This window comes from Flavobacterium sp. (genome assembly GCF_049318325.1).
Taxonomy (GTDB): Bacteria; Bacteroidota; Bacteroidia; order Flavobacteriales; family Flavobacteriaceae; genus Flavobacterium.
The window spans coordinates 1-7,268 of record NZ_JBMOGQ010000116.1 but is presented as its reverse complement, the minus strand read 5'-3'; the positions used below and the strand labels follow the sequence as shown (position 1 = coordinate 7,268).

The window sequence follows — 7,268 nt, the reverse complement described above, 5'->3', positions numbered from 1 at the left end:
TTTAATTTACTTATATTTAAAAAGTTTTTGTAATAAAAAGTAATCTTTTTTTTCAAAATGAAACCATTATTAGCGTTGTGGTCCCCAAATTTAAATAAATAATTTAGAAATAATTATTTAAACATTCTTTTATTCTTTCTTTATCACGAACTAATAAGTTTGATCCTGACGGTAAACAAAGGCCATTTTTAAATAATGTTTCAGAAATATTACCGCCATAATATGGAGCATGTTTAAAAATTGGCTGTAAATGCATTGGTTTCCAGAGTGGTCGGGTTTCTATATTTTCTTTTTCAAAAAGTAATCTTAATTCTTCTGGGTTCTTTTTGGTATCATTAAATATAATTGTTGATAACCAAAAGTTTGAAAAATAATTTTCATTAAATTCAGAAAAAAGTGACGCTTCCTCTATTTCTTTAAAAATACTTTTGTAAAAACTATGCATTTCTCTTCGTAATGAAACATGCTTGTCAAGAACTTCCATTTGTCCACGACCAATTCCTGCACAAATATTACTCATTCTGTAGTTATAACCAATTTCGCTATGTTGATAATGTGGAGCATTATCTCTTGCTTGAGTAGATAAAAATACAGCTTTTTCTATATGTTTTTTTTCTTTACTAACAATTGCACCGCCACCAGAGGTTGTAATAATTTTATTTCCATTAAATGAAAGCACGCTAATATCGCCAAAAGTTCCGCATTTTTGTCCTTCGAAACTACTTCCTAAAGCTTCAGCACTGTCTTCAAGAATTGGAATTTCATATTTATCAGCTATTGCTCTAATTTCTTTTACTTTATAAGGCATACCATATAAATGAACTGCTATTATAACTTTTGGTTTTTTCCCTTTTGCTATTCTATCTTTAATTGCAGTTTCTAATGCTTCAGGGCATATATTCCAAGTGTCTTTTTCACTATCTATAAAAATAGGTTTTGCGCCCAAATAAACTATAGGATTTGCCGAGGCAGAAAAAGTCATACTCTGGCAAAGTACTTCATCTCCTGGTTTAACATCTAAAAGTATCAATCCTAAATGTAAAGCTGCTGTTCCTGAACTTAAAGCTCCAACATGCACTTCATTTGACAAATAGGAAACAATATCATTTTCAAAGCCAGTTACATTTGGTCCTAAAGGTGCTATCCAATTACTAGAAAATGCATCATCAACATATTGTTTTTCATTACCGCCCATATGAGGAGAGGAAAGCCAAATTTTAGGTTTATCCATTTGGGAATTTTTTAATGTTCTTTATGAATTAATTTTTCTCAAAATTCAAATAAAAAAATAAATTTTAATTTGAATTCATGTTTTTCAAAAAAAAATATTTTCAAGCAATATTACAAGGTTAAGTTTGTTAATACAAGGAATATTGAATAAATTACTTTAATTTTGGGCTCTGAAACCTTATCAACTATGATTTCCCTATTTAAAAATAAACCAAAGTTGGTTGATCTCATACCTACTGGATATATTGATATTCACTCTCATATTTTGCCAAATATAGATGATGGTTCAAAATCAATACAAGAAACATCCTCATTACTCGAAGAAATGGCTTTGCTTGGAATAAATAAATGTATAGCAACACCTCATACAATGACTAATGTTTGGGATAATTCAACTAGTTTTATTCAAGAAACTTTTTTAAATACAAAAAGTCAATTGCCAATGAAACTTGCCCAAATGTTACACAGAGTAAGTTCAGAATATATGATGGACGAGTCGTTTATAGAACGTTTTCAAAACGAAAAATTATTGGCATTAAAAGATGACTTGGTATTGGTTGAGATGTCTTATTTAAATCCAACTGTAGACTTAAAAAATATTTTATTTCAATTGCAGATTAAAGGTTATACTCCTTTACTTGCACATCCTGAACGTTATTTATATTATCATAATTCAAAACAGGATTATTTTAGATTAAAAGAGCTTGGCTGTTTATTTCAATTGAATTTATTGTCTACCGTAGGATATTATGGTAAATCAGTTGCTACTATTGCAGACTTTTTATTAGCTAATAATTTAATAGATTTCGTTGGCTCAGACATTCATCATGATCGTCATGTGAATGCATTCTATCAAAGTATAAAAATTAAATCTCAAAATGAACTAATTGATGCTATGAATAAAAATAGTCAATTAGAATAACCATTTCTCAAAACATTTATTAAACAGCACTTCTTTTACTTCTCTTTTGTTTTATTCTGTTATAAATAGATGAAATCAGAAGGAAGGTTACTCCAGTTATAATAATAATGGTTATTTTATCATTTTTAGTCAAAATGTAGTATTCAATGTAGAATACTTTAACTAATACACAAAAGGCTACAAAAACTGAAAACAAACGCAAGAATTTGTTGTTCTCAACCAAACCAATTAATAAAATAATTAATAAACTTACCAATAATATTATTGAATAAGGTAAAATTTGATTGTTATCTAAGATATTTAAAACAGTATTTTGATCAAAATTATGCTTGCTAATTGTATTAAGCAATACGGTAATATAGTCAAATTCTTTGCACAATGTTATAATTCCAAACAGGCAAGTTATGACAATAATTAAATCTTTAAAATAGCTATTTTCAGATTCTGTGTTTTTGATAGAATTTAAAATTCTATAACCTAATCCTATTTCTAGTATAAATTCTATATAATGAAATATTGTTTCAGTTGATATAATTCCGCCATAAGTTAAATCATATTTGAAAGTATATGGGAATTCATAAAACCCTATAAATGTTAATGCAACAAAGAATAAATATGTTAAAAATTGGATTTTTTGCTTTTGATTTACATAAAGGTTTTGATGATATTTTGGAATATATAAAACTAAAAAACTAGAAACAATTACAAGAACTCTAACTGCATAATATAAATCTCCAACAAAATAAAAAAGAATCGAAAAACTAATCCATATTATAAAAATAAAAAGACTTATTAAGTTGAAAGTATTTAGAAATTTTAAAAACTTCTCTCGGTTCAACCATTTATAAGATACATGAAACTTCGTAGATTTTAAATTGTTTTTTACTATCCAAATAGCTAATAAAATGATACCGCTATTTATAAATCCTATACTTATAAAATCTTCATCTATACCCTTAACTCTAGTTATGATCAATGATAACGATATGATTAAATATATTAATTTAAGAATTAACATAAATGTGAATAAACCTGAAAGCCAAATAAAAAATCTGTTATGACCAGCTATTGCATAAAAAATTAAGCAAACAGCTAATGTTCCAAAAAATATTTCAAAACTATAATCTTGAAATAGTAAAGTAAATAAAAAAGCGAAAAGCAATAAAGTTGAAATTTCTATTGAAGCGATTTTTCCTTTTAAATAATTGTATTTTTTATTTAAAAATATTGAAAAAACATTAGTTCCTATAACACCAATTATTGGTAAAATATTATAAGTTACAGTAAAATATTTGTTTAGTACAATAGAATTTAAGAATAAAAATAATGCTAAATTTATCCAATAAAATAGTTTGTAGATTGGTTTTTTATCTTGAAATAGAATAGACAAACTAATAAAATAAAACAATAAAAAATAAATAATACTAATGCTAAAAAACAACCAAAATGAAGATGTGTTTGAATTATAAATTAATTGACGAATTAAAAAAATTGCCAAAAAGCCATAAGCAGAAATTGCATTTACAATATTATTATAAGTATCATTTTCTTTCTTTGAAATCAGATATATTATAACAGTATATAAAATTATACAACAAAATACATAAGTGTATGTAAAACTATACCTAATGATCAATAATTCAAAGAGTAATACATAAAAGTATATGGTTGTATAAGTTAAAATGGAACTTCTCTTTAAACTTAAATAATTTATTAGAAAAACAGCAATTGGGATAAGAATAAAACCAGAAACGATATAGTAATTATAGTAAGAAAAAATATAGTTTGGCAACCAATTGTTTACGAAAATAGTAGCATGAGCAATCGTTAAAAAGACGATGATAAGATTGCTTAACTTATAAAACAATGAATTATTCTTTTTGTGATAAAAAATTGAAGCAACAAGTCCAATGAGTCCAGGAATAAAACAAGCTAAAAGTTGGCTAAATATTTCCCAAGAAAATTTTAAATTATCACCATTGTGTACTCGGTTTGATTTACCAGTTAACATTTTTGAAAGTTGAGAAACTGTATTACCGCTTCCTGTGTCTAAATAATAATAGACAGCAAGGAATAAGAGCGTAAAACCAACTATTTTGAATAATATTGAAGAGTAACTTTCAAGGCCTCTTATTTTCTTTTTATAAACTCGTTTAGTTTTTTGTTTGTCTATTTCCATTATAGATTTGTAAATAATAAGTATACTTTCTTCAATTTTAATCGGCAAATATAGTTAAAACCTTGTTTTTAGGTCTATTTTGATAGATTGAATTATTACTTGATTTATTACTACATTAATTTTTACCATTAAATTCTTCCATGGTGTATTTTTCAGTGGCATTAATACCTTGAGGAATCAATACTTTTTTTACTGTCAATAATAAAATTTTCATGTCTAATAAAATAGAAGCATTGTCAACATACCAAACATCATGTTCGAATTTTTTAGTCCAAAGAATTGAATTTCTACCATTTATTTGAGCCCAGCCCGTTATTCCTGGTTTTACATCATGTCTTCGTTTCTGATTCTCATTATATAATGGCAAATATTCTGGCAATAATGGCCTTGGTCCAACCAAACTCATATGACCAAGAAATACATTTATCAATTGAGGAATTTCATCAATAGAAGTTTTGCGAATAAATTTACCAACTAATGTTGTTCTTTCAAAATCAGGTAAAAGTTCTCCAGCTTCATTTTTTTTATCATTCATGGTTTTAAATTTTATAATCCTGAAGATTTTTTCTTTATAACCAGGTCTGTTTTGAAAATAAAAAGGTTTTCCATTATTTAAAATAAATAGAAGAATGGTAATAACAATAATTAGAGGACTTAAAACAATTAGTCCAATAAAAGCTGCTATAAAATCAAAAAAAGATTTCACATAATTTAGATACATATTTTTTAAATTATTGAGGTGAAAATAATAAATAATTTCTTCTAACAAACTTACTACATATATTGATATTTTTTAAAGGTATCGATTATTACTTATTATTAATTTTAAATTTAAATAAAATAAGTAAGTTTACAAAATATAATCGCCGAACATTTCACTTTAAAAAACATACAAATTAATACTTAGAAATGCAAAATTCAAAAATCGCAAATGATTGGGATTTAGTCATAAAAGGGCATACCTCGCTTTTCGATATTAAATTCAAAGACCTTTGGCATTACAGGGATTTATTGTTACTATTTGTAAAAAGAGATTTTGTTAGTTTTTATAAGCAAACGATTTTAGGACCATTGTGGTTCTTTATTCAGCCTATTTTCACCACCATAGTTTTTACTTTTGTTTTCGGAAATTTAGCCGGAATAAGTACTGATGGTTTGCCACATTATCTTTTTTATTTGTCGGGCATTACAGCTTGGAATTATTTCTCTGATTGTTTGACCAAGACGAGTACTGTTTTTAGAGACAATACCAACATATTTGGTAAAGTTTATTTTCCAAGACTAATAATGCCTTTAAGTATTGTTGTTAGTAATTTAGTTCGTTTTGGTGTGCAATTTTTGCTATTGCTATGCATGATGATTTACTTCTATTTCTTCCCGGTTGAAGGAACTAGTTTTCATGTCACTATTGGTATTTTATTATTTCCTGTATTGGTTGTTTTAATGGCACTTCTTGGTTTAGGACTTGGGTTAATAATCACTGCAATGACAACAAAATATAGAGATTTAACTTTTTTAGTAACTTTTGGAGTACAATTATTAATGTATGCCACAACAGTTATTTATCCGCTTAGTTATGCACGAGAAAAGGGGTATAGTATTGTAGTTGAATTAAATCCGATGACGGGAATTATTGAAAGTTTCCGATATGCCATTCTTGGAAAAGGAGAATTTACCTTTTGGAGTTTAGGATATTCAACCATCGTGACCATTATAATTTTATTTATCGGAATTGTAATATTTAATAAAACTGAGAAAAACTTTGTTGATACGATATAGAGGTTAAGATCGAGGTTGAGTTTGAGGTTGAGTTTTGGGTTTAGAATGTAGTTTATTAATTTAGAATGAGTTTTTATAGTTTTGAGGATATGAATGTTTGGAAATTGGCTATGGAAATAGCGGAGCGTGTTTTTCATTTGACAGCAAAACTGCCCAGATCTGAAGATTATGGATTGACAAGTCAAATACGAAGAGCTGCTTTATCAATATCAGCAAATATTGCTGAAGGTTATGGTAGAAGTACTTCGTTAGATAAGAAAAGATTTTATATAATGGCCAGAGGCAGTATTTTTGAAACTAAAAGCCATTTAATTTATGGGAAGAATGTCAATTATTTTGATCAATCAGAAGTATTAGCGATTCATGAATTAGTTGATAAAAATGTATTAGAGTTGAATAAATTAATTAAATCGTTGCAACCTCAGCCTGAATCTTAACCTCTATGAAACCAATCATACATGTTGAAAATTTATCAAAGGCTTATCAAATAGGCCAAATTGGAACTGGAACAATTTCAAAAGATATTGAGCGCTTTTGGATTACAAAAGTTCTTGGTAAGGAAGATCCGTTTTTAAAAATCGGAGAAACTAATGACAGACGCAAAAAGGGAGAAAGCAACATCGTTTGGTCTTTAAAAGATATTAATTTCGAAATTAATAAGGGAGATGCAGTTGGAATAATTGGAAAAAACGGAGCCGGAAAAAGTACGTTACTAAAATTGCTTTCTCGTGTAACCAGCCCAACCACAGGAGAAATAAAAGTTAAAGGTAGAATTGCAAGTTTGCTCGAAGTTGGTACCGGTTTTCATCCTGAACTATCAGGAAAAGAAAATATTTATTTGAATGGCGCAATACTCGGCATGCGAAAAAAAGAGATTACGCGTAAACTGGATGAAATCATTGATTTTTCTGGAGTAGAACGCTATATTGATACACCAGTAAAAAGATATTCATCCGGAATGTATGTTCGTTTGGCTTTTGCGGTTGCGGCACATCTTGAAAGTGAAATTTTAATAGTTGATGAGGTACTAGCGGTTGGCGATGCAGAATTTCAGAAAAAATGTCTCGGAAAAATGGGAGACATCAGTAAAGGAGAGGGTAGAACGGTTTTGTTTGTAAGTCATAATATGGATTCAATAATGCGATTGTGTACAAAAGC

7 protein-coding genes are annotated in these 7,268 nt (G+C 27.7%); 4 read left to right on the top strand and 3 right to left on the bottom strand.

Annotated elements, in window-relative coordinates; translation table 11 throughout:
- Positions 1 to 103: 103 nt before the first annotated feature.
- On the bottom strand, positions 104 to 1,231 hold the full coding sequence (locus ACOYLP_RS09730; protein WP_422855979.1) for an aminotransferase class I/II-fold pyridoxal phosphate-dependent enzyme: 1,128 nt from the start codon (positions 1,229 to 1,231) through the stop codon (positions 104 to 106).
- Between the two features lie 216 nt (positions 1,232 to 1,447).
- Between ACOYLP_RS09730 and ACOYLP_RS09725 the strand changes: the two genes are divergently transcribed.
- Entirely contained in the window at positions 1,448 to 2,152 is a 705-nt protein-coding gene (locus ACOYLP_RS09725; protein WP_422855978.1) for a tyrosine-protein phosphatase, read from the top strand.
- 19 nt (positions 2,153 to 2,171) lie between these two features.
- Here the strand turns inward: ACOYLP_RS09725 and ACOYLP_RS09720 are convergent, their stop codons facing one another.
- Positions 2,172 to 4,331 carry a hypothetical protein gene (locus ACOYLP_RS09720; RefSeq protein WP_422855977.1) on the bottom strand — a complete coding sequence of 720 codons (2,160 nt, stop codon included), beginning with the start codon at positions 4,329 to 4,331 and terminating at the stop codon, positions 2,172 to 2,174.
- A gap of 115 nt (positions 4,332 to 4,446) precedes the next feature.
- On the bottom strand, positions 4,447 to 5,052 hold the full coding sequence (locus tag ACOYLP_RS09715; protein WP_422855976.1) for a sugar transferase: 606 nt from the start codon (positions 5,050 to 5,052) through the stop codon (positions 4,447 to 4,449).
- A 188-nt stretch (positions 5,053 to 5,240) separates the two neighbouring features.
- Between ACOYLP_RS09715 and ACOYLP_RS09710 the strand changes: the two genes are divergently transcribed.
- The 3 genes from ACOYLP_RS09710 to ACOYLP_RS09700 all read left to right on the top strand — a co-directional run.
- Positions 5,241 to 6,110 carry an ABC transporter permease gene (locus ACOYLP_RS09710; RefSeq protein WP_422855975.1) on the top strand — a complete coding sequence of 290 codons (870 nt, stop codon included), beginning with the start codon at positions 5,241 to 5,243 and terminating at the stop codon, positions 6,108 to 6,110.
- A 65-nt stretch (positions 6,111 to 6,175) separates the two neighbouring features.
- Positions 6,176 to 6,547: a four helix bundle protein gene (locus ACOYLP_RS09705; RefSeq protein ID WP_422855974.1), complete on the top strand. Its 372-nt coding sequence runs from the start codon at positions 6,176 to 6,178 to the stop codon at positions 6,545 to 6,547.
- 5 nt (positions 6,548 to 6,552) lie between these two features.
- Positions 6,553 to 7,268: ABC transporter ATP-binding protein (locus tag ACOYLP_RS09700; RefSeq protein ID WP_422855973.1), on the top strand; the 716-nt coding region annotated here is incomplete at its 3' end.